General features: G+C 54.6%; 2 pseudogenes. Both read left to right on the top strand.

Going from position 1 to position 2,552, the window contains the following annotated elements:
* A pseudogene (locus QMX93_RS30505) lies at positions 1-1,004 on the top strand (hypothetical protein); the annotation flags it as partial.
* Between the two features lie 484 nt (positions 1,005-1,488).
* A pseudogene (locus tag QMX93_RS30500) lies at positions 1,489-2,552 on the top strand (hypothetical protein); the annotation flags it as partial.

Here is a 2,552-nt window from a genome sequence, read left to right as displayed (position 1 = left end):
TGATCACCTCAGTGCTCGATTCAAAAGGCATCACCATTCCCCAAAACGGTCTCACCGTTGATTCCAGTGTCAAGGTCAGCGGCACTGCAACACCCCATCAGACCATCCTGATTTACAACAACAGCGTCAGCACTGGAGGCTTCGCAACAGCGGATGCTCAAGGTAAATGGGAACGGAATTTAATCGGACTGGCCCAGGGCGACTGCAACCTTACCGCTGTTGCGCAATACGGCAGCAATCCGGTGTCGGTGATATGGAAAATCATCGTCACGCCGATGGTCACGCCGACCATTACCTCAATCAAGGACAGCAAGGGTGTCGAGATTCCACAGGGTGGCAGCACCTTTGATACCAGCGTGACGATCACCGGGACGGCGAGCAAAGGGCAGAAGGTTGAAGTGATGGATGGCCCTGCATCTAAAGGCAAGCCGCAGGCGGATCCGATAACTGGCATTTGGACGCAAATAGTTTCGGGAATGAGTGTCTCTACTCACAGTTTTATCGCAAAGGCTTTATATGGTGGCGAAACCGTCTCAGATCGTAGGGACGTTGTCGTTAGCAAACCCATTTCAATTGAAAACTTCGATGGCGTCCCTTTTACAACACTCGTCGAAGGAACGATCGTCCACCTTAAACATATGACTTTACTCATGCGATGCTTGCCATTACAAACTGGCTGGGGATTTATTGATAAAAAAGAAGTCTCAGAACATATAAACGGAATGATACTTTCTCCATTCAGCTCAAAGTCTCCTCCTTATCCTACCATGAGGGAACTGCACATGACGTTCACTCAACCTCTATCAAAAATATGTTTTTATCATTTTCATTACTTTCAACATAGCGAATTAAGTATGGATATTCATCATGGAGATGGAATAATAAAAAAAATAAGAGAGCCTGCAACACAAATTGAAACGAGATTCGAATTCACCGCAGACAACATCAAGAAAATTATATTTTTTGCAGCTGGATATCTGGATCAATTCGAGTTGACCCATTAACCATCTATGACACATTTGTATTTCCGCATTTAATACATCTCCTGCCCCGCTCTGTAAATTTGGTTTTTGCAGAGCGCGGACGAACCAATGGCCTCGCCTCGCTCTGAGATCAATCCACCGGCACCAAATCATCAACACCTGATTAACCGCCAACTCTCCTAGCATCACAACTTGGGCAATTCCCAACAGTGTCCTGCGATGGGTGGCTTCTAGTATTCCCGCCAGGTCGTTGATCATCACGCAAGCCGAACCGAGGCTCTCACTGGCATCGGCGAACAGAGATCCATTCGCGCTGGCCGAGTTGACCATGAACAAGCGGTTGAGCACGTACGGTGCGGACATGATTTGGGCGCATCGAGACGGATGCCCTCACCTTCGACCGCCCATCAGAAAACCACCCTACCCTGTCAGATCTGACAGGTGACGCCTCACCCGTTTCCAGCCATAAATCACTCCGTTGCCTCACCGCTCAACGGAGCCGTCCATGCTTACCCCCAACCTTCCCGATGCCGACACATTAATCCTCGACCAACTCGATATCCCCGGCAAAACCGGGCCGGTGTCGGAGTCGCCAAAGGTCTGGGGCCTCAATATTGCGGCGGCGTTGGGTAATTTCCCGCGTCAAGGCCTGCTCTGCCGCGCCGGGCCGTGGACACCAATGGAAATTGGGGATCAGATCAAGGTGTTCTGGAACAAGGATGTGGAAGTCCTGCAGAAAACCGTTGGCCCGGCGGACGTCAACACGACGCTGCAAATGTTCGTGCCTTCGGCGCGCATCCCGGAAGGCCGGGCCGTCGCATCCTATAGCGTCAAGCGCCTCGGCCAGGCCTGGGAGCCGTCCGAGGACATGCAGGTGCTGGTAAAGCTCACCCGCCCCGGCGGTCATGACGACAACAACGATCCCGGCCACTCCAAGCTGATCATGCACTTGCCGCAGGACATCCTCGACGGCGGCATTGATAAGGACAACGTGGCCGCCGGTGTTCCGGTCGCCATCGAGTCGTATCCAGACATTGCCGCCGGTGATGTGATTCAAGTGAGTTGGGGCGGTGTGTTTGTGCTCAGCGCGCCCCTGTCTCAGGAGCAGGCGGACGGCAAAGTGCCGCTGGTGGTGCACGTCAGCGAGGCGGTCATTCGTGAGGCCGGGGATTCTGACGAGGTGGGTTTGTCCGTGGCCTTCGAGGTCTACGACAAGGTCGACAATCGCTCCGAGGACTGGAGCGCGGCACAACGGGTGGTGGTCGCGATCGATGCGAGCAGGCTGGAAGCGCCGATTCTCAAGGAAGCGCAGAGCAACGTGCTCGACATCGACCAACTGGGCGATGCCCCAGGCACGGCGCAGGTCTGGGTCACGACTGGCGGATCGTTCCAGCCCGGTGACACCCCGATCATCCGGGTCAAGGGCACGCCCGTGGAGGGCCTGCCGATCGATGTCGAGTTCACCGGCGAGCCGTTGACCAGCGTGCCCACCACCGCCGAAATCCCCATCGCCAACGCCGTGCTGCGGCAGATGGCCAAGTCCCAGATCGCCTTGTCCTATCGCCTGAA

It is taken from the genome of Pseudomonas sp. PS01303 (genome assembly GCF_029959385.1).
GTDB lineage: Bacteria > Pseudomonadota > Gammaproteobacteria > Pseudomonadales > Pseudomonadaceae > Aquipseudomonas > Aquipseudomonas rustica.
Note: the sequence above shows the minus strand (reverse complement) of the source record. Positions and strands in the feature narration are given on the sequence as shown.